At 63.2% G+C, this 24,485-nt stretch carries 29 protein-coding genes; all 29 read right to left on the bottom strand.

The features are described 5' to 3' along the window. Nucleotides 1–24 precede the first annotated feature (24 nt). Nucleotides 25–543: a phage tail assembly chaperone gene (locus ATY02_RS07610; protein WP_068580498.1), complete on the bottom strand. Its 519-nt coding sequence runs from the start codon at nucleotides 541–543 to the stop codon at nucleotides 25–27. After that, the gene (locus tag ATY02_RS07605; RefSeq protein ID WP_068580496.1) at nucleotides 543–1,463 is read right to left on the bottom strand and encodes a hypothetical protein; all 921 of its coding nucleotides are present in this window, start codon (nucleotides 1,461–1,463) and stop codon (nucleotides 543–545) included. Before ATY02_RS07605 ends, ATY02_RS07610 begins: the two co-directional genes overlap by 1 nt. 13 nt (nucleotides 1,464–1,476) lie before the next feature. Next, entirely contained in the window at nucleotides 1,477–1,875 is a 399-nt protein-coding gene (locus ATY02_RS07600; protein WP_164823633.1) for a phage tail assembly chaperone, read from the bottom strand. A 2-nt stretch (nucleotides 1,876–1,877) separates the two neighbouring features. Further along, entirely contained in the window at nucleotides 1,878–2,819 is a 942-nt protein-coding gene (locus tag ATY02_RS35935) for a hypothetical protein (protein WP_068580493.1), read from the bottom strand. Nucleotides 2,820–2,829: 10 nt separating this feature from the next. Beyond that, nucleotides 2,830–3,429 (bottom strand): YmfQ family protein, encoded by a 600-nt coding sequence (locus ATY02_RS07590; RefSeq protein WP_068580491.1) that lies wholly within the window; start codon nucleotides 3,427–3,429, stop codon nucleotides 2,830–2,832. Next, entirely contained in the window at nucleotides 3,417–4,457 is a 1,041-nt protein-coding gene (locus ATY02_RS07585; RefSeq protein ID WP_068580489.1) for a baseplate J/gp47 family protein, read from the bottom strand. The genes ATY02_RS07590 and ATY02_RS07585 overlap by 13 nt, the downstream gene beginning before the upstream one ends. After that, complete coding sequence (locus tag ATY02_RS07580) at nucleotides 4,447–4,845, bottom strand: phage GP46 family protein (protein ID WP_022642616.1); 399 nt, start codon at nucleotides 4,843–4,845, stop codon at nucleotides 4,447–4,449. The genes ATY02_RS07585 and ATY02_RS07580 overlap by 11 nt, the downstream gene beginning before the upstream one ends. Continuing rightward, complete coding sequence (locus ATY02_RS07575) at nucleotides 4,845–5,354, bottom strand: phage baseplate assembly protein V (RefSeq protein WP_068580487.1); 510 nt, start codon at nucleotides 5,352–5,354, stop codon at nucleotides 4,845–4,847. Before ATY02_RS07575 ends, ATY02_RS07580 begins: the two co-directional genes overlap by 1 nt. Nucleotides 5,355–5,437: 83 nt before the next feature. Then, a complete protein-coding gene (locus tag ATY02_RS07570; RefSeq protein WP_068580486.1) occupies nucleotides 5,438–6,478 on the bottom strand; it encodes a phage baseplate assembly protein in 1,041 nt (346 codons plus the stop codon). Between the two features lie 3 nt (nucleotides 6,479–6,481). Beyond that, a complete protein-coding gene (locus tag ATY02_RS07565) occupies nucleotides 6,482–7,720 on the bottom strand; it encodes a DNA circularization protein (RefSeq protein ID WP_068580484.1) in 1,239 nt (412 codons plus the stop codon). Beyond that, a complete protein-coding gene (locus tag ATY02_RS07560; RefSeq protein ID WP_164823632.1) occupies nucleotides 7,707–9,668 on the bottom strand; it encodes a phage tail protein in 1,962 nt (653 codons plus the stop codon). The genes ATY02_RS07565 and ATY02_RS07560 overlap by 14 nt, the downstream gene beginning before the upstream one ends. A 130-nt stretch (nucleotides 9,669–9,798) precedes the next feature. Continuing rightward, nucleotides 9,799–10,095, bottom strand: coding sequence for a phage tail assembly protein (locus ATY02_RS07555; RefSeq protein WP_031321005.1), 297 nt, complete (start codon nucleotides 10,093–10,095; stop codon nucleotides 9,799–9,801). After that, nucleotides 10,092–10,439 carry a phage tail tube protein gene (locus ATY02_RS07550; protein WP_022642610.1) on the bottom strand — a complete coding sequence of 116 codons (348 nt, stop codon included), beginning with the start codon at nucleotides 10,437–10,439 and terminating at the stop codon, nucleotides 10,092–10,094. Before ATY02_RS07550 ends, ATY02_RS07555 begins: the two co-directional genes overlap by 4 nt. 63 nt (nucleotides 10,440–10,502) lie before the next feature. After that, nucleotides 10,503–11,999: a phage tail sheath subtilisin-like domain-containing protein gene (locus ATY02_RS07545; protein WP_068580480.1), complete on the bottom strand. Its 1,497-nt coding sequence runs from the start codon at nucleotides 11,997–11,999 to the stop codon at nucleotides 10,503–10,505. Next, nucleotides 11,999–12,181 carry a DUF2635 domain-containing protein gene (locus ATY02_RS07540; protein WP_022642608.1) on the bottom strand — a complete coding sequence of 61 codons (183 nt, stop codon included), beginning with the start codon at nucleotides 12,179–12,181 and terminating at the stop codon, nucleotides 11,999–12,001. Before ATY02_RS07540 ends, ATY02_RS07545 begins: the two co-directional genes overlap by 1 nt. Next, nucleotides 12,178–12,753 (bottom strand): hypothetical protein, encoded by a 576-nt coding sequence (locus tag ATY02_RS07535; protein WP_068580478.1) that lies wholly within the window; start codon nucleotides 12,751–12,753, stop codon nucleotides 12,178–12,180. Before ATY02_RS07535 ends, ATY02_RS07540 begins: the two co-directional genes overlap by 4 nt. Before the next feature lie 245 nt (nucleotides 12,754–12,998). Continuing rightward, nucleotides 12,999–13,346 carry a hypothetical protein gene (locus ATY02_RS07530; RefSeq protein WP_141698275.1) on the bottom strand — a complete coding sequence of 116 codons (348 nt, stop codon included), beginning with the start codon at nucleotides 13,344–13,346 and terminating at the stop codon, nucleotides 12,999–13,001. Nucleotides 13,347–13,359: 13 nt separating this feature from the next. Continuing rightward, the gene (locus ATY02_RS07525) at nucleotides 13,360–13,716 is read right to left on the bottom strand and encodes a hypothetical protein (protein WP_141698276.1); all 357 of its coding nucleotides are present in this window, start codon (nucleotides 13,714–13,716) and stop codon (nucleotides 13,360–13,362) included. A gap of 286 nt (nucleotides 13,717–14,002) precedes the next feature. Then, the gene (locus ATY02_RS07520) at nucleotides 14,003–17,098 is read right to left on the bottom strand and encodes a host specificity protein J (protein ID WP_068580476.1); all 3,096 of its coding nucleotides are present in this window, start codon (nucleotides 17,096–17,098) and stop codon (nucleotides 14,003–14,005) included. 60 nt (nucleotides 17,099–17,158) lie between these two features. Continuing rightward, complete coding sequence (locus tag ATY02_RS07515) at nucleotides 17,159–17,767, bottom strand: tail assembly protein (RefSeq protein WP_068580474.1); 609 nt, start codon at nucleotides 17,765–17,767, stop codon at nucleotides 17,159–17,161. A gap of 64 nt (nucleotides 17,768–17,831) precedes the next feature. Then, nucleotides 17,832–18,467, bottom strand: coding sequence for a tail assembly protein (locus ATY02_RS07510; RefSeq protein WP_022639480.1), 636 nt, complete (start codon nucleotides 18,465–18,467; stop codon nucleotides 17,832–17,834). A gap of 55 nt (nucleotides 18,468–18,522) precedes the next feature. Next, nucleotides 18,523–19,299: a C40 family peptidase gene (locus ATY02_RS07505; RefSeq protein WP_068580472.1), complete on the bottom strand. Its 777-nt coding sequence runs from the start codon at nucleotides 19,297–19,299 to the stop codon at nucleotides 18,523–18,525. Between the two features lie 2 nt (nucleotides 19,300–19,301). Further along, complete coding sequence (locus tag ATY02_RS07500) at nucleotides 19,302–19,985, bottom strand: phage minor tail protein L (RefSeq protein ID WP_053134540.1); 684 nt, start codon at nucleotides 19,983–19,985, stop codon at nucleotides 19,302–19,304. A 62-nt stretch (nucleotides 19,986–20,047) separates the two neighbouring features. Next, nucleotides 20,048–20,218 carry a hypothetical protein gene (locus tag ATY02_RS07495; protein WP_164823631.1) on the bottom strand — a complete coding sequence of 57 codons (171 nt, stop codon included), beginning with the start codon at nucleotides 20,216–20,218 and terminating at the stop codon, nucleotides 20,048–20,050. Then, entirely contained in the window at nucleotides 20,184–20,570 is a 387-nt protein-coding gene (locus ATY02_RS07490; RefSeq protein WP_068580470.1) for a hypothetical protein, read from the bottom strand. The genes ATY02_RS07495 and ATY02_RS07490 overlap by 35 nt, the downstream gene beginning before the upstream one ends. Continuing rightward, on the bottom strand, nucleotides 20,570–21,922 hold the full coding sequence (locus ATY02_RS07485) for a pyocin knob domain-containing protein (RefSeq protein WP_068580468.1): 1,353 nt from the start codon (nucleotides 21,920–21,922) through the stop codon (nucleotides 20,570–20,572). The genes ATY02_RS07490 and ATY02_RS07485 overlap by 1 nt, the downstream gene beginning before the upstream one ends. 147 nt (nucleotides 21,923–22,069) lie before the next feature. Further along, the gene (locus ATY02_RS07480; RefSeq protein WP_068580466.1) at nucleotides 22,070–22,288 is read right to left on the bottom strand and encodes a hypothetical protein; all 219 of its coding nucleotides are present in this window, start codon (nucleotides 22,286–22,288) and stop codon (nucleotides 22,070–22,072) included. Between the two features lie 51 nt (nucleotides 22,289–22,339). Further along, nucleotides 22,340–24,145, bottom strand: a complete 1,806-nt coding sequence (locus ATY02_RS07475) for a pyocin knob domain-containing protein (protein WP_068580465.1) — start codon at nucleotides 24,143–24,145, stop codon at nucleotides 22,340–22,342. Next, nucleotides 24,142–24,480, bottom strand: coding sequence for a phage tail protein (locus ATY02_RS07470; protein ID WP_022643403.1), 339 nt, complete (start codon nucleotides 24,478–24,480; stop codon nucleotides 24,142–24,144). The genes ATY02_RS07475 and ATY02_RS07470 overlap by 4 nt, the downstream gene beginning before the upstream one ends. Nucleotides 24,481–24,485 lie beyond the last annotated feature (5 nt).

Here is a 24,485-nt window from a genome sequence, read left to right as displayed (position 1 = left end):
AACGGCTCGAAGGATTCGCGCCGGTCATTGGCCAGGCAGGTTGCCTGGCAACCATTGGGGGGCCTGCGGGCGCGCCGCAACGGCCGGAAACCCCTGGCAACCGGGCCATTCGCGCAGGGCCTGGCGGTACTCCAGCAACTCCAGGTACTGCTGCGCGCTAAGGCTGGTGCCACGGCCCAGGTCCTGTTCATCGCGGTGCCGGGCCGCCAGCCACTGGCTGGCTTCCAGGCTGTCGCTGCGCCATTGGCGCTCCCGGGCTTCCGCCCCCTGGGCCACCACCTCGGCCACATGGGCCCGGGCCACGGCCTCCAGCTTGTCGCCTGGCGGTGTCGCCAGCGGCGCAGCCACCGGCTCACTTGCCTCAGCCACCGAAGCCGGCACAGGGCTGGCCTGCAACTCCATGCCCACCCGCACTTCGCGCCCCGGGGGCGCAGGGTGGATTGACGCGAGGAACTGCGGGGCGAACAAATCAGCGATGGCGTAGTCGCCGGTCTCGATCAACTCGACCACCACGCCCTCTTCCACACGGACATAACGGGCCATCACGCGTACTCCCAGATTTCACAAAAGGCACCGCCACCGGCGCCGCTCAAGCAGGCAGCGCTGGCGTTGTATGAACAACTACCGCCACCGCCCGAACCCCGCACCCCGGCGAGGCCCGTGGTGTTCAGGCCAGTGGCGCCAGCACCGCCGTCGAACGGACTGGCTGCGCCGCAGCCCGCCAACGTGCCCCAGTTCGGATTGCTCATGGCATAACCGCCCTGTATGCCACGGGCACTGGAAAGGTTGCCGCCCGTCACCACGCCGCCGCCTACGCCCCCCTGGACGAATCCAGGGGCAGTCGAAACAAAGGTGATCACCTGGCCACCCGTACCTCCAGAGGCGCTCATGTAACTGCCAAAAGAGGCGCTACCGCCGCTGGCGCCCACCGCCGTTCGCGCCTCGCCACCGGCACCCAGGGTAATAGGCACCCCCGAGAGCATCTGTGGGGTCACGTCGAACAAGCCCTCGGCATAGGCGCCGGCACCACCGCCACCGCCCACGGAGAAACTACCTGCGGGCACCGGCTGGCAGCCGCCGCCGGAACCACCAGCACCCACCAGGCGTACGCGAATGCGCTTGGCCCTGGGGTCGGGTCGGTACAGGGTGATGCCCACGGTTTCGAACTGCTTCACCGCCAACAGGCGTCCGCTGGCATCGCTAATGCCGTAGCCGCCCAGGGTGGTGGGGGTGTTCTTCAAGCGCTTGAAGTCGAGCAACTCGCCAATGGCCTGGGTCAGCTGGTCAGTCTTGCGTTCATCCGGCACCAGGCCAGCCGCCTTGATGACGTTGAGGATTTCCTGGGTGACGCCATTGCCCCAGTCGGCGGGAATCAGCGATCCCGGCGAGCCGGTCAACGGGTTTTCATCGACGAAGCGGCCATTGACCAGGCCCGCACTGGGTACGCTTTTCGGGTAATCCATGGTTCATGTCCTGTCAGTGGGGCAACTTCGCCAGCCACTTGGGCGGCTCGGGTCGCGCTTGGGTTTGCGACTCGCCGGCCGAGGCCGGCCAGTCCCGCAGGGCCTGGCGGTAAGCCAGCAGCTTGGCGAACTGCTTGCGCCCCAGGGTCGCCGGGGCATCGGCGTCGAGTTCATCGCGGTGGCGGGCCACCAGCCAATCGGTCCCGGCCAGGGCCGTGCGGCGCCAGTCGCGTTCGGCTTGCAAAAGCGGCTGCTGTGGTTCGGCGCCAAGGCTGTCCGGAGCCGGGCTGAACAGCTCATCCTGGTAGCGCCAGCCGACGGTCACCGCAAGGCCTGGCGGCAGCTCGACGCCACCGTCGATATCGCCGCTCACCAGGGCCGTCACGACGCCCTGTTCGATAAAGGCTTTCATTCCTAGGCCTCCCATCTGACACGGGCGTTGATCAACCCGACGATGCTTGTGACGTTCTGCGCCCAGGACAGGATCAGCACGCGCCCCATGTAGCGATCGCTGAAACCTCCTTCGGGCATGGCCGATGTCGCTGTCTTGTAGTTATGACCAGTGTCCTCGGCCACGATGGTGTAGTCGGTCTTGACGTAGTCGTCGTAGTCCATCATTCCCGCAACGTAGGCCCGAGGTTTCCTGGCCCAGTTCAGGGGCAGCGAGTAACTGCCGCTTGCTCCGGACCAGACCCCCACGGCTTCCAGCCGCGCCTTGTTGGCCAGCAAGGTCAGCTTGGGCAAGGTCCCGGCACCGGCGGTGACCACCTTGGCCAGGAGCATGTCGATGCAGGTGGAATCGAAACCGCCTCCGGAGGCGCCGGCGGCGCCCTTGAGCGCAGAGGGAACGGCATCGTTGTCGGTGCCCTTTTGCAGGTAGCAACCCAACGCCCCACCCATGACCTGCATGCGCAAGAAATAGGTGCTGTTGATATCCAGGTCTGGGGAAATCCAGGGCACGCTGTACAGCGCCCGCGGACGGGCGGTGATGCCCACCAGGGCTTCTTCGCCCAGGCTGACCAGCACCCCGCCGGGCACCATGACCGTGCCGCCCGCCGCAGCCGTACCCGGTGTCACCGCGATACGCCCGTCGGCCGTGGCCACGGTGGGAAAGGCCAACGCGGCCAGGGGCTGGGCATCCTGGGCCAGTACGCCCTTCAAGGCCCTGAGCAGCTGGTCTGATTCGCTTTCGGCTGGCGTGATGCCCGCCGCACGAATCACATTGAGCAACTCCTCGGTCACGCCATTGCCCCAGGCGGCGGTGATCAACGAGCCGGGCGTCCCGGTCAGCGGGTTTTCGTCGGCGAACCGGCCGTTGACCAGTCCCGCGCTGGGCACACTTCTGGGAAAGTCCATCACCTGCCCTCTAGTCGTAATTGATATGCACCCGGGTATGAGCCGGGGCGCTGCGGTGGATCAGGCACTCCAGGGCCGATCCGGGGTTCATGCCGAAGCGTTCGCCCCAGTAGCTGGCGCCGTAGCGCCGCCCGAGCAGCAGTCGGCCGCCGGTGTTGAGCGTCCACATGAACTGCGCCTGCCAGGTGCCGAAGTGCGCCGAACCGAAGCGGGCGCGGCCCATGCGCGGAGCCTCCAGTTCGGTAATGGTGGCGTTGGGGTAACCCTGGCTGCGGGCGATTTCCACGTAGTAGCTCAACGCCTGGCTACCCACCGCCAGCAAGCGCCGGCGCACCGCCAGGCGGCGGTCGTCGAACAGCGGCATGGCCCCCAGGCAGGGGTCGGGCAGCTCCATCACCCGCTCCCAGTCCGGCACCAGTTCGCTGACCCCGGCCGGGTCCATCTCGTTGAGCAGGTCGGCGGCCCGGGCATCCAGGCGCGCCAGTTCCTGGGCGATGCCTTCGAGCACCTGCTCCAGTTCCGGTACGTGCTCCGGGTCCCAGGCCGGGCCGCTGGGCAGCAAGCTGCGCAGTTGTTCCTGGTACTGGGCCGCGCTTCTCATTCCAGCCATACGCAACCTCCGAAGGTCAGCAGCTGGTTGTTGGCGGCCGGTACGTCGGCGCTGGGCGCCATCAGCTTGTGGTCGTTCTCGCCGGTGGCACTGCTGATGGCTTCGGCGATATGGGTCAGCAGCAAGGTTTCGCCGAGACCGGCTTCACGGTGGTGCAGATCGCGCAACTGCGCTTCCACCGCGGCGCGCACGGCGCTGGTGTCCGGGCTCAGGCGCAGGCGATAGGTCACCGGCTGCTGCACCGGGGCCAGTACGTGGACCTCGGCGGTCACCGGCCGCAGCGGCTCGATATGCGCTTGCACCTCGGCCAGTTGCGCAGCATCCGGCACCGGGTGCGGATCATCGTCACGCATCACGAACAGGCCCACGGTGCCCGGCCCGAGGTAGCTGCCGCGGCACCAGGCGCGGGTCACGCCGGGGCACTCCAGGGCCCAGGTCTCGTAGTCCTGGGCCGAGCCGCCGTGAGGAATGACCCGGTACGAACGGATCACCCGCGAACGCAGCGACTCCAGGCTTTCGCGCGCAACGCCGCCCACCAGCCCTGGCGCCAGCACCGTGAAGCTGCCGCTGATGCCCTGGATCGGCTGCACCGGGATCAGGCTGAGGCCGGCCTCGGCATTGCCCAGGGAACCGGCATCCAGGGCAGCGATGCTGGTGCTGTTCAGGCCGCTGCTGGTGGTCCGCGCGGCGGTCACCTTGTAGCTGCGGCCATCGCTGGACTGCAGCAGCGTATCGACATCCAGCACCGCCCCGGCCGACGCCATGAAGCTGACGTTGCCGCTGGCCGCCTGGGCGGCCTTGCGTGGCTGGTTCAGGCGCAGTGCGGCGATCCGTTCCAGGGTCGACTCATCGGCCTTGTCCGGCAGGATCTGCTCGGCGATCCAATCCAGGTAGCCATACAGGCCAAAGGCGGCGCCGCTGAGGGTTCGGGCCAGGACTTGGGCATCGGACTGGCGCAGCGAATCGCTGGCCAGGTCGCTTTGGGTGCGCTTGATCAGCACCGGCAGCGAAGGCGTTTCAAACGGCATAGGTCACCTGCCAACTGTGTTCGGGGTTGATGTCCAGGCGCTCGCCACCGGCCAGTACCAGCACGATGCGCAGGTTCAGGCGTTGGGCGTCGAGGCGTTCGCTGCTGATGTCGACGGCGCTGCAATGGCCATCGTCGATCAGCCATTGCAGGGCTTCGCGGGCGTAGAACTCGGCATCGAGCTGGGTCTGGCGGGTCAGCTTGACCCGGCGCAGCAACCACAGCCGCGAGCCGATGCGGTCGTCGGCCACCGTGGGAAAACTGTCGCCCCACCAGCCGAAGCGCTCGTCATCGTCGAGCACATCATCGTCGGCGGCGCGGCGCCAGGTGTAGAGGCTGATCAGCACCGCGCGGGTCAGCGCGGTCTTGAGGTCGTGGCTGAGGAACATCATGGGCCTCCCACCGGTGCGCCGGTCTGGCCGGGGCCCGGCTGCACGCCGGCATGCGGGTGGCGCATCTGGCTGATGCCGCCGGCCACCTGGTCGCCCTGGGAGACGATCTTGCCGGTCTGGGTCAGGGTCGGCGTATCGATGTTCACCGCCGTGGCCGCCCGGATGTTCAGGGTGTCGGTCTGGATATCGATCACCCGGCCACGCTTGAAGTGCACCTTGTCGCCTTCGTCGGTGTAGATCGCCACCTCACCAGGCGCCAGGGCCTGGAGGCGGTAGCGGCGGTCAGCGACCACCAGCACCACGGCGTGGGAGCGGTCGCCACCGAGGAAGGTGGCGATGCCTTCGGCCCCGGCCAGCGGATTGCTGGTGAAACCGTAGGGCTCGAAATGCTCCATGTCGTCATTCACCTCGCCGGCGGTCAGGCGCATCTGGAGCGATTGCAGTTTGTTGGCCGAGTTGGCGAGCACGACGGTGCCGCGCGCCAACAGGCGTGTCAGTAGGCTCATGGTGGATTCCTTGGCTGGCCCGGGCCCGACGCATCGGGCAGGCAATGGCAGGCCCCGGTGGCCTGTACGCCGCCGGGGGCGGCTCAGGTTTTCGCGGGGACGGGGTTGGCGTCGAAGGTGTGCGGCGGCGCCACTTGCAAGGTGGTGATCGAGCCCTGTTCGGAGAGCGAATAGGTGACCTTGGAGATCAGCATGTCCTGGTCGAAACCCAGGACCTTGTCGATCACCCGCACCAGGGTGTTGTGCCGCCACAAATCACCGTTGCCCTGGCGCCAGCCCTGGACCCGATAGCTGGTGGTCAGCGCCTTGCCCATGCGGGTGGCGCTCTCCCAGTCGGCCCGCTGCTGGGCCAGTTCGGGGGTCAGCTGCGCGCTTTCGCTGATCACCGTGACCCGCTTGCGCGCCATGCTCGGGTCCCGGGCCTGGCCCGAGACCTCGGCGACCGCAGCGCCGCTTTTCTGGTCGCTGCCCTTGTGCTGGCCGATGACCCGGTACTCGGAGAACACCTGGCTGAAATCCATCGGCGCATTGGCCGACAGGATGTTCTTGCCCAGCTCCAGGGCATCGCTGGCCCGCCCGCTACTGCCGGGCTTGGCCAGCAGCACGCGGCCCTCGGCATCGTCGGTGGAGAACACCCGGTACAGGGTCAGCAACCGGTCGATGGACTGGAACACCGTCTCCCCGGGCACGATGCTGTGCTTGCCGAGCTTGGCGGTCTGCGGGATCTCGCTGACCACGCCCACGCCATAGGCGCCCGCCAGGGCCTGGACGATGCTCAACAGGCTCTGCTCCTGCCACTGGCTCGGGCGGTTGATGGCTGCGCAGTCGGCCAGGTCCTGGGTCAACGAACTGCCTTCGATGCTCAGGCTGACCTGGTGCACGTCATAGCTGACCGGCGCCTTGTACACGTAGCCGGTGAGCACCAGGTCGCTGCCGATACGCACCTGGCAACGCGAGCCGGGCTTGATCGGCTTGACCTCCAGTTGCCCCGGCCACTGCCAGGTGATGTTGAGGCTGAAGCTGCGGAATTGGCGCTCCAGGTCCGCGCTGATCTCGACGCTTTTCCAGCCGCCGTAGTCCAGGCCGTCAACGGTCAGGGTGACGGCATCTTGTGCTGGGTTCATGGCCTACACCTCGGCGATTTTCAGATCGGCCGGCGGCAGGAAGCCAGGATGCACTGCCTTGTTGCGCTGGCTCACCTCCCCCACCCGGGTGGCATCGCCAAACCGCTGGTAGGCCACCACCAGGGCCGGCAGGCTCTGCTTGGGCGACAGGGTCAGCAGCCGCACTCCGGTGGACGACACCGCCGTGAGATGGCCGAACAACTGCTGGCGCAGGCTGTTGAGCGCCTGGTAATGCAGGGCATCGGCCTTGAGCGCGGCCTGCCAGATCACCTCATTGAGGGCATCACGCAGGCTCAGCACATCCTCGGCCACCGGCACATCCAGGCGGCGTACCGGCTGGACCGCCTGCTGGGCCACCGAAGGCGTGGAGTTGAGCTTGACCACCGGCGCCGCCGCCGGCATCTGCGCGACCTGGTAGCCGAGCTTCACCAGCAGCATGTCCTGCACCAGGTTGGCCATGGCCTGGGCCGCGGCCACCGTGTCCTTGCCGGTGGTGAGCTTGGGCGTGTCGATCTTCTTCGCCGCCTCGACCTGTTGCGAAGCATTGGCCAGCACCCCGCGATAACCCTCGCGGGCGAAGTCCTTGAGCTCGCGGATGTCCTTGAGCAAGCCCTTGAACTCGGCGCTGACCTCCCGGGGCAACTCCTTGAGCGCCAGCACCAGCTGGCGCAGGTCCTTGTAGGTGTCGATCAGTTCCTTGAACTCATGCTCGATCACCGCGTAGACGTCCTTGAGGCAATCGCGCAGTTCCTTGACGGCGATCCGTGCGGCCTTGATCAGGCTGATGGCCTCCTCGAAGCGCCGTACCGCCGAACCCAGCAGGCTGTCGGCGGCCACCAGCAATTGCTCGCGGGAGTTGACCACCGCCGTGGGGAACAGCAACGGCTGGTCGGGGTGGAACTTGAGGGCGAACGTCACCAGGCCGCCGTCCTGGCGGGTATGGGTCATTTCGCACTCGCCGACCTTGACCTGCATCCGTCCCAGCCAAGGGTGGACCAGTTCCCCGGCCCCCTGCTCCAGGGCCTGGAGCAGCTGGTCGCGCTGCTCCAGGCAGTTCTCGCCCACGATGAAGGCCGTCAGGTCGTGGACCTTGGCCTGCTGGCCGAGCCCTTCGTAGAAGGGCTGGTCGCGCTGGGGGTACTCATGCAACTGGCCCTTCTGGCCCACCGGGGTCTTGGCCTGGTCGACCCAGAAACCGACGCCGCGAAACGACGCCGGCAATAACCGATCACGCCAGCTCATTGGAACCTCCTAGGGAAAGTGAGCGATAGCCGATGCGCGGAGTCACCGCCAGGCCCGGCTGGTTGGTCTGCGGCTGGCTGGTGCGCATGCCCGCCGGGGCGTTTTCGAAGCGCACCGTCAGGCCGCCTTCGAGTTGCGTGCGGTTGTTGGCCGCACTCTGTTGCACCAACGCACCAGAGCCCTGGTTCAGGTTGCGCGCCGCCGGCGAAGCCTCGGCACCGAAGAATGCCGGGGCCAACTGGCCCTTGCCTTCTGCGTTGGTCCGCTGCTGGGCCTCGGTCAGGCCTTCGACCTTGCCGGTGATCTTGGCGATGAAGCCGCCAAAGCTGCCGCCGAGCATTTCCCGGATGCCGCCCAGGGTGCCCTTGAGCTTGTCCCAGAACGCCGAGAACCAGTCGGCGATCGGCTGCCAGTTGGCCGTGACCATGTCCATGGGCGACCAGTTGAACAGCTCCTGGAGGAACCCCTGGACCGGCGCTGTGATCGCCAGCAGCGAGTCCCACAAGCCACTGAAGAATCCGGCTACGGGCTCCCAGGCCCCATTGATCAGCGGCATCGGCGACCAATCGAACAGCGCCCTAAAGAACTCGCCCACCGGCGCGCTCAGCGCCAGCAACTGGTCCCAGGTGGCCGAAAAGAAGTCCATCAGCGGCTGCCAGTTATTGATCACCAGGCCCAGGGGCGACCAGTCGAACAGGGTCTTGAAGAACCCCAACACCGGTTCCGCCTGGGCCCGCAGGCCATCCCAGCAGCGCCCGAAAAAGCCCAGCAGCGGCTGCCAGTTATTGATCACCAGGCCCAGGGGCGACCAGTCGAACAAGGTCTTGAAGAAGCCCAGCACCGGTTCCGACAGCGCCCGCAAGCCATCCCAGCAACGCCCGAAAAAGCCCAGCAGCGGCTGCCAGTTATTGATCACCAGGCCCAGGGGCGACCAGTCGAACAGGGTCTTGAAGAAGCTCATCACCGGCACCGACAGTGCCCGCAACAGCTCCCACAGCGCCGAGAACAACCCGGTCAATGGCTGCCAGTTATCGATCACCAGCCCCAGCGGGCTCCAGGAAAACAAGGTCTTGAAGAAGTCCAACAGCGGCAACGCCAGGGCCTGGATGCCCTGCCACAAGCCACTGAAGAACTCGCTGAGCGGCGCCCAGGCCTGGGTCGCCTCGCCGACCACCGAGCTCCAGAGCCCGGAGAAGAACCCCGTGAGCGCGCCCCAGGCACCGGCCAGGGCCTGCAACGGGCTCCAGCCGAACAGACTCTTGAAGGTGGCGAAGGCCACTTGCGCCGCCTGCTGCAGGCTGTTCCAGATCCCGCTGAAGAACTCGGATATCGGCTCCCAGTAGGCCACGATCAAACCGGCGGCCACGGCGATCGCCGCCGCCACGATGCCCACCGGCGAGGCCAAGAGGCCGACCACCGCCGCCAGGCCCATGGCCCCGGTGGTAACCACGGTGAAAGCCACGGCCGCTGCGGCCAAGCCTTCCACCAGGGCCGGGTTGTCGGCGACGAAGGCACCGACACTGCTGATCAGCGGGGTCAGCCCGGTGATCAAGTTGTTGACCGCCGGCAGCAGTGCCTGGCCCATCTTCAGCGACACCCCTTGCAAGGCGTCGTCGAACTGCTTGAGGTGGGCCGAGGTTTCACCCAGGGGCACTTGCGGTGCCTTGAGCTGGGTGAGTTGCTGGCTGCTGGCTTGCAGGTCGTCCTCGGCCTTGATCGCCTGCTTGATGCCATGGATGAACGGCTCCAGCAAACCGCCACCCTTGATGAAGCCGCCCAGGTCGAGGGAGCCGAGGCCACTGTCCTCGATGCTCTTCTTGAAGGCGCCGATCCTGGCGCGGATCCCCGACATCTGGGCTTCGAGTTTCTGTGCGCCGAGCACCACCACGGACATGTGCACCGTGGTCTGGATGTTCGTCAGGCTCATGCTTTGTTGAATATTCGCCATCACTGCACCTGCTGCATCGCATTGATCCGTTGCGCGTGCTCCAGTGACTCGCGGAGCACATCCAATGGCCTGGCCATCATCTGTTCGGGGTCAACCTTCCAGAACCAGGCCAGGTCATAGGCGGCCGCGATCAGGTCGCCGATGGCTGCGACGCCGCACTCATGAAAAAACTCGCGACGGCCCAGCTCAGGCCGTTGAGGTCGGCCAGGTCCAACTGGTTCACCGAGGACGGTGGGATACCGGCGCAGACCGCGATGTACTTGGCCGCGACATCCATGTCCAGGCTCACTTCCTCGCTCTTGTCGATCCGATACGGCAGCGCCTTGATGTTGCGCACCTCCTGCACCGTCGGGCGGCGCAGGGTCAGTTCGTCGAGCGTTTCGCCGTGGGCTTCGATGGCCACTTGCAGCTTCACGACTTGAGTCATTGCCAGGTCCCCTTCACGCCGTTGAACACCAGCGCGATGCTGGCGTCGTCGCCCTTGGATACCGGCTCGTCCACCAGGTAGGCGCCGGCCAGGACGAAGACCTTGCCGTTGTTGAATTCGCAGGTGACGGTCATGTCGGTACCGGCCACCAGCTGCTTGAGCGGAAAGTCCGGGGTGTGCAGCGCCGTGACCTTGAACGTCGGGGTGACCTCGACTTCCTTGTAGAAACCCGGCACGACGGTTTCACGCTTGGTGGACATCAGCGGCGCCTCGCAGCCGCCGTTGATCGTCAGTTGAGCACCGTCGACCTTGACGTAGCAGGTGCCCGCAATCACTTGACCCATGGTGTTTCTCCCTTCAATAAAAAGCCCACGCAAGGTGGGCTGGATTCACAGTCGAACGTGCGTTCAGGCGACGTTGTCGTACTGCAGGCGGAACTGGTTGAGCAGCGCGAACACTCGCAGGCCGTTGATGTAGTCCGGCGGGAACAGCACGTTGATGCGGTTCGGGTCCCGGGCATCGCGTTCCACCACCAGGTGCTCAGCGAACAGCTCGGCGTTTTCCACATGGCCTTCCAGCTCCAGCTTGGCGTACTGGGCGATCAGCTCGCCGCGAATGGTGCTCGGGGTGACGATCGGCTGGCCGGCGCCGAAGCGGGTGCCGTCGGCGGCCAGCTTGTGGCGCCCGTACTTGCTGGTGATCACGCTTTGCAGGCGGCGCACGATGTAGGCCGACTGGTGCAAGGTCTCGCTGTCCAGGTAGGAGTTGTCCGCCTGGCCGAAAGCGTTCTTCTGGTAGGTGGTGATCGAACGCTGGATGCGCACGTAGCCGCCTTCGTAGTAGGCGGTGGCGATGCCGTAGTTGAGCAGCGACTGGCGCTCGGTCAGGGTGAAGCGCTCGCTGGCCGCGGCCGGGTCCAGGCCTGGCAGGCTGCCGCTCTGGGTCGGACGGCTGGCATCGGCGGAGATGAACACCGCGGTGCGCGCGGCCAGTGCCGCAGCCTGGACCCAGGCCGGTTGCGGAACGCCCGGTTCCAGGGCCTGGATGGTCATGTGCTGGTCGTTACGCGCCTGCCCGGCGGCGACCAGGGTGCCCACGGTGCCGCGCTTGGCGGTGTAGACATGGCCGAACAGCTGCTTGGCCCAGGACCAGCGACCCACGCTGTCATCCATGACCGCTTGCCAGGTGTTGAGGCTGGCGACGTCGGTCCAGGGCATGCAGATGAACTCGAACGGCTCATCGCCCAGGGCAGCGACCGCGGCGACCTGGTCAGGCACGCCGGCACCACCGGCCATCTTGCCGATGACGATGGCCAGGCCTTCCGGGGTGCTCTCGCCGTTGCTCTTGCCCAGGCGATTGAGCTGCAGGCTGATGTCGTTGCCGCTGTCGCCGGTCCACTTGGCGTTCAGGGTCACCACGCCTTCGGCGGCGCTGGCACTCAGCGGCAGGTCGGCCGAGGTGTTGATCTTCTGCACCAGGGCGGTGGCCGCCTGGGCTGCGGTGGCGCCCTTGACGATGGCGGCCTGGACCCGCACGCCGCCCACATAGAGGTTGAGCACGCCGCTCTCGGTGGCGCTGCCGGTCAGGGTCAAAGTGCCCTTGGCCACGCTGCCTTCACTGTTGTGCAGCGGCAGGCACCAGATCTCGCCGACCGGGTCGGTCTTGCGGAAGGTCTCGTACATGGAGGCCAGCATCGAACCCTGGCCGCCGATGCTCTTGGCCAGGGCCACGCTGGACACCAGCACCAGCTTGCCCACGTCGCTGGCGGGCACATTGTCGTTGACCTGGGCGACGATCAGGCGGCGCATGGCCGACGAGGCGCTATTGGCCGCCGAGTTGTCCATCTCGGCATAGAACAGCGGAACACGAATGTCCGCGGGGATATTGCTGAATCCGATCGCCATTATTGGGCTCCCTTCGGTTGTGCCGCTTGCACGGCGTTGATGGTGATATCGCCATCGGCCAGACGGCGACGCCACCAGGCGTTGTCCGTGACTTCACGGCCGGTGACCGGCAGCAGGTCGCCCGCTTCCGGATCGGGTACGGCACGGCCAGCGGCCGGCAGCACGGTGATGCGTTTGCTCATTGCTTCAGCTCTCCTGAGAAAGTCAGCTCCAGGCGCCCATCGGGACCCGGGCTTTTCAAATTGGGGTCCGCCGGATCGATGGCATCGACCCGCACCGTGACCCCGGTAAAGGACGGCAAGCCGTCGAGTTCACGTTCATGCCAGGTTTCCGCCGGCTGCCCGGAACGATTGCGCCCCAACTGGAACTCGGCGAAAAAGCGCAGGCGATAGAGCAACCGCTCATTGCCCACCGGCACCAGCTCACCGCCCTCGTACTGGATCGGGCTGTACTCGGCCCCGGGCTTGAAACCCACCAGCGCGCGCCAGACCTCGGCCCGCAGGTCATGGAGCTGGTCCAGGGCCTGTTGCGGGTGAGTGGCATCGAGGAGCAAGGCGACTTCGAAGCGGTCGCGGATGATCTGGCGGAAGGTGTTTTGTGCGGTGGAGGGGGTGGCGAGGTCCGCCACAGGCAGAATGTAAGCAACTACGAGGGAGGATATGGCAGCTGCTGCAGGTACCGGACCTGCTATCACATGTTCGGCAATACTCGGACATTGATTACGCAGCTGTTTGGCAACAGCGGTAATATTCATCAGGTTTCCTAATAACTATTAAAGCCCCATAAGTCATTTATGTTCCAAAGGGATATTACTGCGCTATGTGGAGAGCCAAGCCCCGTAAAAACGGACGTCTACAAAGCTCTTTACATAATCCCACGACACCCAATACATTAGAGCCGAAACAACACCAATCTAAAAAAGCAGGGAGCCACCCTCGACACAAAGTCTTTTCAACTGGTATTCATCAGACCTGATGATTTCAATAAAGCATATAAAATTTAAACATTTAGAATCGGCATTGAAGGCAAGTCAAAGAATACGGCCCCTGGGATTCCGTATGGAAACATCCCTGCCGGAGCATCCATAAACGACTCTAGAAAAAGTAAAGGCCTGCCTGCAGATTCCCACCCAAAACCCACTTCAGTCACCACAGAAACCGGACCAAAGTTACTATTGGTGAGCCCAAAAAAAGCGAACGCCAGCAAGCCTAATGCAACATACTGACCATTCTTAACCGGCGACGTCCCATAGTGAAATAGATCGTCACGACCGTTAACAAACGGGCTTCCACCAGCTTTAACCCAGCCAGATGTTTCTCCGGATATTTCTCCTGAAAACGTGAGCATTCTCCGACCAGCATCAAATACATTTATCCTTTTCATTGAAGACAGAAAGTGTCCATCGTTCTCCTGGAGGCAAGTCGGTGGCATATACTTGCCAATCCAACTTGATTGCTGCGCCTCTTACCCTGACTGAAATTCCCGTCCAAGCTCCAGGCGCACCTAAAACGGTAATACCCCCAATCAGTCCTGCCCCTGACCATTGAGCAACACAAATGATAGGTAGATTAGCCGAGTTGATAGAAGCCTTGAATGAAACTTGAGTAACGCCAACTCCACAGTCCGTCACTCCTGAAGAACCTAGAGAATAATTAAGAAAGTTAGAGTCTACGAGAGTATCTCCATCAGGATTTTTTATAATCATCCCATAGTTCATTTTTTTACCACCAAAACTATTTCGCTAGGGCACATGTAGGCTGGTCGATAATACCAGGCGTAACTCCAGACTATTTTCCCATCCATGAGATATACCGAGACACCAACCTGTGAAGGATCTCCTTTAGGTATGGAGTATACGTACGCATTATGTGGCCCATAACCGGGGACGCTTTTTTCTCCAGCCTCAATTTTTCCGACTGAAAAACGCTCTACCACACGCAAAGACTGACCAGTCATCGTGTTAACGAGCTTCTGATCAGAGTCATATATCGCAAACCCGAAACTCATGCCGTCAAGTCTCCTATATGCACTCGAAGCTTATTATTAGAGTCGATAACCTTGATTGAGCGATTAGTTATACTTAGATGACCACCGCCAGATATAGACCCATTAAATTCAAGGTTCCCCGCCTTATCTAAACGCCAGCCTCGACTACCTGCCTCATAATCATCAGACTCGATATACTCACCAATATGAGCAGTGGTTATCGAGCCCTTAGCAATATATGCAGAGTCTATATAGGTACTACCATTCTGAATAACAAACGGGGATATCGCCTTGGCAGTATTAGGATCGACAACCGCAAACCGATTAGCCGCAACCAATACCTGACTGGTAATAACGCCCTTATCGTTCTCGACCCCAACACCAATCCCCGCCAGATAGGGTTTGTTATCCACCGTCAGTTGCGTCTTGATCGAGTACATCGCCGCCAGCTCGCGCTTCATGGTCTCGACTTCGACCTGGGCGCCGCCGCCGGACTCGATCTTCTGCAGCAGGTGCTGGCTCAGTTGCGTCTCGCTGATCTTGTCGCTGAGGTATTCGAGGATCGGCCCGGCATCCGAGGATGACTGTCCGGTGATCGGCCCATGGAAGGCACCCTGGTTGCCGATCCTGTCCACCAGGCGCGCCCAGAAGAAGAACCGTACGCCAGCGGCCAGGCCCATGATGGTCAGGTCGGTCTGCGGGTAGGCGTAGTCGCCGAACTTGGTGGCGGTCGCCACGTCGCTGCTCTGGCTGTACCAGATCTCGGTCCGTTGCAGGTCGGCGGTGCTCAGCCCGGCCGGGATGCTCCACTTGAGCTTGATGCCGAACACGATCGACTCGGCGTTGAAGGAAGCCACCATTGGCGGCGGTGTGGTCTTGCCACTGAGCACGGTCTCGACCGAGGTGGCGAACACCGAGCCGATGTCCAGGGCGTTGATCGCCCGGACCTTGGCCACGTAGCGCCCGGCATAGATACCGCTGACTTCGAAGGCGTTGCCCCCGGTACGTCCGGCGAACACCCAGTCCCCGTCGTTCTTGCGCCAGTGCACCTCGTAGGCGATGGCGTTGTCCGGGCGTTCCCAATCGATGGTCATGACCCCGACCGCGCTGCCCTGGTCGACGAAATGCTCGTTGCGCACCCGCACGTTCTTCGGCGGGTTCTGCACGCTCGGCGGGATCACCGTCACCGGTGGCTGGTCGATGCGCGCGCCGTTGTCGATCGCCGCGAACTTGGCGGCGACATGCTTGACCGCGCTGATGCTGTACTTGATCGCCGAGCCGGAAAAATCCTCGGCCACCGACAACACGCGAAACTGCTGGACCGCCAGGGTCGGCGAGTCGATGGCCCACATCGAGTGCACCGGTGGCAGCTCCTCGAGTTTTTTCTCCAGCACCACCCGCTGCACTTCAGCGGGAAAGCCAGTGGTGTCGAGGGTAATCGCGCCGCTGTCCCAGGTGATGCCGGTGCTGTCCCAGGTCAGTGGATAACCCACGGACTTGATCACCCGGGAGATTGCCTTGCCGGTGGGCATGATCAGGGTCAGGGTATCGCCGGGGTAGGCCTTGACGTCGGCATCCAGCACCAGGGCGTCCAGGGTCGCCGAGCGCAGGCGCCCGCCGATCCGCCGGCCGGCCCGGTCGTTGTCCGCCACGCGGATCACCTGCCCCGGACGCACCAGGGTGCCGTCCAAGCCCACGGAAAAACTCACGCTTTCGGTTTCCAGGCGGTTGGTCAGCAGCGCCCATTTGCCGATGCGCTGGGCCTGGGCCTGGGAGGTGCAGCCGGTGGCGGTGATCTCGGTCTGCTGCACGCCATAACGGGCGATGCCTTCCGGATCGTCGACGTACTGCACCTTCTGCCGGTAGAAGTCCGCCGGGTCGTTCCAGCTCACCAGGGCCACGCTGTAGCGGGTCTTTTTCGCCGAGCCGCCGTAGACGAATTTGCCGTCGATCACGTTGGCGTTGCTGTAGGTGTACACCGGGTCTTCCGGCATGTCGGCCACCGCCATCACCGAGCCTGCGCCCCAATAGGCCATGCCGCGGAAGGTGGTGGCCAGGTCCTGCAGCACTTTCAGCGCATCGGCACGCACCGAGAGATAGAGGTTGCAGGTAAAGCGCGGCTCGGTGCCGCCCTTGCCATCGGACACCGGTTGGTCGCAGTACTGGCCGATGCGGTACAGCTCCCACTTGTCCACCTGGCCGGCGTTGAGCAGGTGCCCGAGGCCATAACGTTGGTGCAGCAGCAGGTCGTAGTAGATCCAGGCCGGGTTGTCGGTCCAGGCCGACTTGAAGGTGCCGTCCCACACGCCGCTGTAGGTCCGGGAGGCCGGATCGTAGTTGCTCGGCACGCGGATGATCCGCCCTTGCAATTCGAAGGAGCGGTTGGGAATCGACTGGAACTGCGAGGCATCGAACTGCAGGCCGATGATCGCCGAACCCGGGTAGCGCAACTTGGCGTCGATCACATCGGTGATGGACTCCACGCTGGTGGTATCGGCGATCGCCCCGCTGCTGGAGTTCGCCGTCAGCCGCCGCACCCGCACGCTCCAGCCGGCCTTGGCCGCTGGCAGATCGACCCGGTGGGAGCGCTCGTACTTGCTGGAGCTCTTGCCGCTGAAGGCCGATTGCAGCACTTCGACGAACGCCCCGCCGTCGGTGGACAGCTCGATGACGTAACGCACCGTGTAGCCGTTGGTGTCGCCGTTGCTGGTGTTGGTCTGGGCCAGGCGCGAGACCGCCAGGCGGATGCGCACCGCCGACAGTTGCAGGTTGGTGATGGCGCGGGTCCAGGGTTGGTCGCTGCGCAGTTCCACCGCCACCTGGGACTCGTTCTCCACCGCCGGAAAGCCCGGGATGTAGGTCTGGTCCTGGCTGCCGTTGCGAGTCTCGAGGCTGACCCCGGAGAAGTTCAGGCTGCCGTCGGCGTTGGCCAGGGGCGTCTCGTTGAGAAACACCGAGCGCTTGCCGTTCTTCAGGCCCACGATCTCGCCTTCACTGACGAGATCGAGGATCCGGGCATAGGCCGTGCTGTGCAGGCTGTCCGGGGCTTCCACGGAGGGACGGGGCGGCTTGGCGCCGCCGCCCTTGCTACCGGCGAGAATGGGGTCGGTCATGGCTTTCCTTCAGGCGAAATGAGGCCCGCGGCATCGCAGGCAGGTGGAAGACGGGAATGCTTAGAGTTGGTCCTGGGCGTAGATGCCGGAGCTGATCACGGTGCTGCCGATGGTCAACTGGCCATAGAGCAGGCCCACCGGATTGCCCTGGGCCGTGGTGTTGATTGGCCCGTTGAAGCTGTAGCTGGGGCGGTTTTCCGGGCGCTCCTGGGCGCCCAGGCCCTTGGGCATGGGCGCGAGCATCTGCGTCACGCCGCCCATCACCAAGGTCGCCCCGGTCATCATCATGGCAGTGACTGCCGGGCCGGTGAGAAAGCCGAAGGGGTTGTAGTAGGCCACGGCCATCAACACCGCGCCGAGGATGGTCTGCAGGCCCCCAGCGCGCTTGGAGCCGCCGAGCACCGGGGCGATGCGGATCACCTGCTTGCCCAGGGGCTGGTGGATATCGGTCTCGGACAGGTTGCGCCGGCCGTTGAACACGGCAAAGCGCAGGCCCTTGTCGGCGCTTTGCACCATGTAGCGCTCAAAACCCGGGAACTGCCGGAAGTAACCCATCACGTCCTTGAAGCCTGCGCTGATGGCCACCCGGTGTTCACGCCCGAACTGCCGTGCCAGGGAGCCGGACAGCAGCACGGTTTGCATCTTTTGTGGTTCTACGGCCAAGCCCATGGGGTTCTCCTGGCGATAAAAAACCCGCTGCGGCGGGTTGGGATGGACAACGCAGACCGCTGTTTCAGAGCTGGTCCTGGGCGTAGATGCCGGCGCTGATCACCGAGCTGCCGACGATCAACTGGCCATAGAGCAGGCCCACCGGGTTGCCCTGGGCCGTGGTGTTGACCGGGCCATTGAAGCTGTAGTTGGCACGATTGTCGGGACGGTCCATGGCCCCCAGGCCCTTGAGCTGCGGCGACATCATCTGCATCACCCCGCCCATGGCCAGGGAAATACCCATGCTGGCGGCGAAGGTCCAGCCGCTGGAAGCGCCGGTGCCGATCAGGCCTGAGGCGGTACTGCCAGTGGCGGCTATGCCACCGGTGAAATAGGAGGCTGCCACCACCAGGGCGACGCCGATGATGGTCTGCAACCCGCCCGAGCGCTTGCTGCCGATGAGCAGCGGGGCAATGCGGATATCGCTGTTGCCGCAGGGAGCATGCAGGCGATCCTGGCCCAGGTTGTCGCGCCCGAGGAACAGCGAATAGGTCACCCCGCGATCCTTGGACTCCATCAGGAAGGCCTCGAATCCCGGCACCAGCACGCACAAGGCGCGGATCGCCTCCGCAGCACTGCCCACCGCCAACCGATGCACCCGGCCGAAGCGGGCTCCCAGCGAGCCGTACAAACGCACGACCCGAACTTTTTGCTGATTCATCACATGACTCCCAGGAAGAAAGATCCCCGGTTGGCAGCCGGGAAAGGCAGCGGCCTCAAGCCGACGCCATGAGCTGGCGATGGCGCCAGATGCTGACCGTGACCTCGTCCCAGTAGCCGCCATAGGTGTCGCGCTTGCTGTCGCGGCCATAGAGGTGGTGCAGGATGGAGCCCGGCGCCGGGTAGTGCGCAGGCTCACTCTTGAGCACGCCGTCGGCCAGGTAGATGGCCGCGTGGTTGGGTACTGGCGAGCGGATCTGCATCAACACCACGTCGCCCTGGCGCAGGTCCCCTACCCGCTCGAAACCGGCCTCGGGCAAGTGCTCCAGGTAGAGGTTGCCGCCCTTGTCCCACCAGCCGTCCTCGCGCTGGTAGTTGCCCAGTTCTATACCCAGCTCGCGCCGGTAATAGTCGAGGATGATGCTCAGGCAGTCGTGCACGCCATGGGCGAAGGCCCGGCCAACCAAGGGTGCCTGATAGCCGCTGGGTGCCAGTTGGGCCCATTGGCCAATGCGCGGCTGGCCGGCGTCGTCCGCCAGCACCTGGACGATGTGCCAGGGCAACCCGGAGGCCTCGCAGGCCACCCGGTCCGCCTCGCTGGGCGTGGCCGGGTAATCCGGGTGGCTGTGGATCACCGCCAGCACCTCGCCACGCTCCTCGGCTGCCGCGTAGTCCGCGGGAGCCAGGCGAAAGTGCTCGCTGGGGGTGGCGGCGGTATTGCGACACGGCACATAGACCCGCCGCCGGCCCTCGCGAATCAGCAACCCGCAGCACTCGCGGGGGTATTCGGCCAGGGCGTGGCGCTCGATGGCCGCAAGGTTCGCCTTGTTCATGTTCAGCTCCGTAGCAGGCCCGCCGCAGGAAACGAACCGTAGGGCAGCGGGTTGTTCTCGCCGAAACGCAGCTTGCAGCTGCTCAGGCGCCCGCCGCATTTATCCTTGGCGGCATCGGTGACGATCACGTCGTTGACGTCCGCCACCGGGCCGCCGTTGTAGCCACAGTAAGGGCCGCGATAACCGCCGCAGCTGAGCCACCAGCAGACGTTGGCGACGATCTGCCGCCGTGGCAGCTGCACGCCGTTGAAGTCCAGGGCGCTGGACAGCTCGAACTGCACCACCTCGTTGTCTTCGGCGACCTTGCGCTCGACGTACCAGATGTCCGGCGGCAGCTCTTCCTCGGGGTCGGCCTCGGGCTGGCCGTCCAGGTACTTGCCCAGGGTCCGGTGACGAATCAGCCGGGCCCCTACCAGGTCTTCGAAATACAGCACCAGGGCGGTGATGAAACCATCGACGTTGCCCACCGACAGGGTCGGGGTCGGCTGCGAGCCCTTGCCGGTCATTTCGAAGCCCTCGGCCTGGATCGGCCAGGGGGAATACTCGAGCCCCTGCCAGAAGATCGACGACTGCTGGGGGTAACCGTGAAAACGGTAGAGTTCGGCGCCGAGGCTGGTGGCGTCGAGCTCGAAAAGCTCCACCCACGCGCCAGGCTCCAGGGTCTGGATATCGGCCGTAATTGGCATCGTGTTTCCTCAAGGCAAAAAGAAACCCGCGCGATGGCGGGTGGGGTGGGCTCTGGCTGCGCCTAGATCAGGCTGCGGGCCTCTGCGCGTTTCTCTGCGATATCTGCCGGGAGTTCTTTGCCGGTCTCAAGTTTTCGCACCACCAGCCAGTCGGTCTGGCGCAGGTATTCCCGGGCCTCGTTGGCTTTCCGGTCCTGCTCAGTGAAGGTTTTCTTGCTCTGCGAGAAGTCCATGGTCGTCCTCAACGGTTGGAGTTACGGGGGGCTGTGCGGGGTGATCGGTGGGGATATCCACCGGGCCGTCGGCGGTGACGGTCACAGGCTCAGGGAAGCGGATGGCGTCGGTGGCCGTGGCTTCGTCGTAGGGCATGAGCAGCGTGATCGACAGGACGCCATCAGCGGACATTGCAGCCTTGTCGGCGAACAACTTCGAGCCGATGGCCTCGGGTTCCAACTCATACCCTGGCTCAAGCGGCGAGAAGTCGAACAGCTCGCCGTTGACGGTGATGGCATACCCCTTGACTGAAACTGATTCGAGTGTCGGTAGCCTGTCCGTATACACGGGAGAAAACTTGATAATGACCATTACCGCCACCTCCCGATGGCAATATATTGAGGGTATGCCTCAAGACCGTTGTATGCGGAAAACATCGCTCCTCTACATTCTGTAGCAGTAGAGTACGAGCTTGAGCCCCAGGCGGACCCGTTTGGACTATTTACAGCCCCTACTGAGATAAGCGGGGCGACAACAAAAGCAGCCGGGAATGTGAAAACAAACGTCGGTGAAACCCATACGTTCCCAGCACCTATGGTGGTAGCTGACCGCGTAGGCGCGATATTCCAACAAATCATCGTTCCATCAGAGAACTTTATCGCACTGCCGTTTGCATTCGTGATGAACTCCTCGTTGACCTGCATCCACGACTGGATTGCGCCATTGACACAGCCCCTATAAAACATCTTGTTGTTAGCCGTGCTAAGAATCAGCTGCGTCCAGTTTCCGGTGCTCTTGTCATAGAACGACGTCCTTAGCGTTCCGTACACGCCAGGGTTCGGGCCGTTTAGCGTCCCTGGATACACCAACAAATCACCGTTGGCGGCTACTGCGTTGGCGTCCGTACAGGTCACAAGGTTGGTTGCGCCAACGCCAAAGTCTCCGGCAGCTAGCAGGCTGCGCCACGGGCTCCAGGCATTTGAGCTTTTCCCTCGCGAGTACATTTTTCCAGACGCCCAGTCTACGAACTGCTGGGATGCCGCCGTGGCGTTGCTACCAGCCTGGGTAATGAGCACGCCGGTCAAACTTGCACCTAGGATGGTGAACTGCCCCACCGCGTACCCACCGGTTAGATATGTATCGGGGTTCTGATTCACCCCTACGAATGGAGCATCATCCTTGGAGCCAACACCGTAATCCCCCTTGGCGATTCCGGCGACCCATTGGGCCTGCCAATTCCCGTTATCTTTGATTCTGCTATAGGACTTCCCGCTCAAGAAATTCACAGCGATTTGCATGGCAAATCCCGCGTCGTTCAATTGCAGATGAATGACGTAATGGTTTACCTGTGAAGGGAGAACCCCGGCGCCAGCCGGCCTGCAAAACGTGAAGGTATTCGCGGAAAGGCCGTTTAATTGACCCTCAGGTATATCCCGGATTTTTTCCGTCAACCCGTACTGCTGGAGGATTGTCTTTACTGTGGGCGAAAAGTCGCTGATCGTGCTGGCCGGTTGTGCGCCAGTATGGTTCGCACGAGCCAGCAGCTCGGCATCCGGCCGGTTTTTGGTCGCCCCCGTTTCGATCGAGTTGAGCTGGGCGCTGGCCTGCGCCGCTCGCTGATCCAGCTCGGCAAAGTTCTCATTGATGATCTGGGCACCGGTGCGCAGGTTGTCGCCGGTGCCATCGTTGGGCTGGGCGCCCGTCTTGATGGTTCTGAGGGTCATGGATGAACAGCCTGTTAAAGATGGGTACTGAGGAGCTTGCCGTCAGGAGCAGCCGAGCAGAAGGCCAGTCCGAAGATGGTCACCAAGACTGTGCACAAGGCAAAAAGAAACCCGCACGCTGGCGGGTGGGATGGATGCTGGCTGCGCCTAGATCAGGCTGCGGGCCTCTGCGCGCTTCTCTGCGACATCTGCCGGGACTTCTTTTCCGGTCTCAAGTTTTCGCACCACCAGCCAGTCGGTCTGGCGCAGGTACTCCCGGGCCTCGTTGGCTTTCTGGTCCAGCCCAGTGAGGGTTTTCTTGCTCAGCGAGAAGTCCAGGTCGTCCTCGACGGTTGGAGTTACGGGGCGGGCTGGTGGGGATATCAACTGCCATGCAAGCCAATTGACAAAAACCCGCTCGATGAGCCGGTTCTGTTATCAAGTCAGTGTCACTCGGCGCCACGGCCAGATACTGCCGTTGGTGCAGCCCCTTACCCACATTTCGTGCGCAGCGGTAGTCAGGGCGGTCTGCGTCCAGTTCGTAGCGTCGTACATTGCAATCGTCAACGTCCCGTAGGTGCCGGCGGACGGAGTATTGAGCGAGTTCGGGTCGTAACGATACGTTCCGCCACCTACCACGGCGTTCAGATCGTGCATGCGTATCGAGCCGCTCCCTGCATGCTCCTGGGTCCAAGCAAACCAGACACCATTGATTTTTTTCCTCGTCCAGACTGGGCTGTCAACGCTCAGGAGTGATGCCCGCTGCATGCAGTAATCACCAACCGCCCCGGCTTCAAGCCCGAAAACTTCGACGTACCAGTCTCCGGGTAGCGGTATGTTTTTTACGGAGCCGTCAGCCCACAATACCTGTCGTCCAGTGATGGCGTTTAGGTCGGTCAAGCTACCCTGCGCGTTACGAGGCAGGTAGGTGCCTTCCATATTTACTCGCTTCCACTGACCGGTAGTTCCTCCAAGGCGCTGTCGGACCCACATGATGCCCGTGCTGACGTTGATAGCGGTCTGAATGAATGAGCTGTCATCGTGTTGGTGGTGGGTAAGCGTCCCGAAGAACCCTGGGCCGCCAGGTGTGCCGTCGGTGATCCGGAAAATTCCATTTGCCGGGACCGCATCCGCGCTTCCGATGGTTACTGCGCTCCTTCCGCCAATACCATAATCGCCCTCTTTCAGTATCTCGAACCAGCGACTAAACATGCCTCCCGTACCAGAGAATGTGCGGAAGAACTTCTGCTCACCCTCGGCGTGCCCACGTGTCGTTGTGTACGTTTGGCACCCTGAATCCTTGGAGTGGACGCTAACCTCAAGCGTGCCGTAAGTCGTGGTCCTTGGCGCGTGAAGTGCGCCAGGGTTGCAGCGGTAGACGCCCTGGGTTCTTGCCGTGTCGCAGTCCGAAACAATAGGGATGCCATCCGCAATTCCCAGACCACTATCGCCAGCTAACAAGCCTTTCTTCCATTCATTCCACACATTGCTTTGCATGGTACGGGTATAAATGCGGCCGTCCGCCCAGTCGACGAACTGCTGAGAGCAGACGGTCTCGTTACTGCCCGCCTGAGAGATAAGGGCGCCAGTACGCAGGCCATGGGGAGCGATGTCGAACTGTCCCACCACATAACCGCCGGTTAGATACCTGTCAGGATTTAGGTTTACGCCAAGGAATGGAGCGTTGCTTTTTGCGCCAACGCCACAATCGCCCTCGTAAAGAACCCGAGTCCACGCTGACCATCCCTGGGCAGAGGACCAATGGCGAACCCAAGACGGCTTTGCGGCGGGCGCGTGCCACTCCTGCATGATTGTATCCAGAGGCGCCCCCGATACTTGTTCAAGGGAAGTTACGTCAAGAAACCCATTGACCCGCGGAACACCTTCGAGCACAGGAGCACCAGGCAAAGATGTACTTCCAGGGCCAATGATGGCGTATTGACCGGGAGTCTTGATGTCGTCGATAGAGCCGGTAGATACGATCACGCGCTTGACCGCAGCCCTTGAGAAGTCGCTGATCGTGGATGCTAGCTGGGTTCCAGTGTGGTTCGCGCGATCGAGCAGCTCGGCATCCGGCCGGTTTTTGGTCGCCCCCGTTTCGATCGAGTTGAGCTGGGCACTGGCCTGCGCCGCTCGCTGATCCAGCTCGGCAAAGTTCTCATTGATGATCTGGGCACCGCTGCGCAGGTTGTCGCCGGTGCCATCGTTGGGCTGGGCGCCCGCCTTGATGGTTTTGAGGGTCATGGATGGAAGGCCTGTTCGAAGGTGGCGCTGAGGGTGTACATCCCTGCGCCCAACGGCGAGGGCTGGTAGGTCTTGCAGCGGTACAGTCCCTGTTCTCCCAGGGGTGGGGTCCAGTAGAACGGCGTGGCGCCACGATGGGCGTCGATGAAGGCGATGATCGGCTTGATCCGGCTTTCATCGCCGACGAAGGTCAGCGGCCAGGACTGGGTCTTGTTGTTGATGCCGTCCTGGACCACCTGCTGGTAGCCGTCGCCGAAGCGGGCCGACTTGAGGCGGAATTCGACGGTGCCCACGGGTTCCACCTTGGGCACCCAGGCGAAGGTTTCGATGGTCATGCTTT

It is taken from the genome of Pseudomonas sp. BIOMIG1BAC (genome assembly GCF_001705995.2).
GTDB classification, from domain to species: Bacteria; Pseudomonadota; Gammaproteobacteria; order Pseudomonadales; family Pseudomonadaceae; genus Aquipseudomonas; species Aquipseudomonas sessilinigenes.
Note: the sequence above shows the minus strand (reverse complement) of the source record. Positions and strands in the feature narration are given on the sequence as shown.